The following is a 303-nucleotide window of genomic DNA, read 5'->3' as shown; positions in this document are numbered from 1 at the left end:
GGCATCGCCTGCGCCGGGACGCCCGACGCGCCAGGCAATACGCAAGGCGAAGAGGAAGGGGGCGGAACTGCATGCTCCGGCTTGGTAAGAACAGAGAAAAGGCGAATAGCACGAAGCGGAATGCCGTTCGGCCCAAGGGCGGCCCGCCCGTGCGCGGCGCGCATATCCGAACCGCAGGGCTCGAGAATGAGGAGAAGAAGGTCGAGCAGGCGGCACGCCGCAAGAGGCGCGCACGCGCCGAGGCAAAAGACGTCCTCTCCGCGATCGGCTACGACGCCTTGTACGCCGACGAGACCGCCCAAG

The 303-nt window shown here is 67.0% G+C and carries 1 protein-coding gene; it reads left to right on the top strand.

Annotated features, from left to right (window positions below):
* Window positions 1-71: 71 nt before the first annotated feature.
* Window positions 72-303, top strand: a 232-nt coding sequence (locus NE591_RS14230; RefSeq protein WP_256156980.1) for a hypothetical protein, incomplete at its 3' end; no start/stop codon positions are given.

This window comes from Adlercreutzia sp. DFI.6.23 (assembly GCF_024462535.1).
Classification (GTDB): domain Bacteria; phylum Actinomycetota; class Coriobacteriia; order Coriobacteriales; family Eggerthellaceae; genus Adlercreutzia; species Adlercreutzia rubneri.
This window is presented reverse-complemented; position numbering and strand designations above follow the sequence as displayed.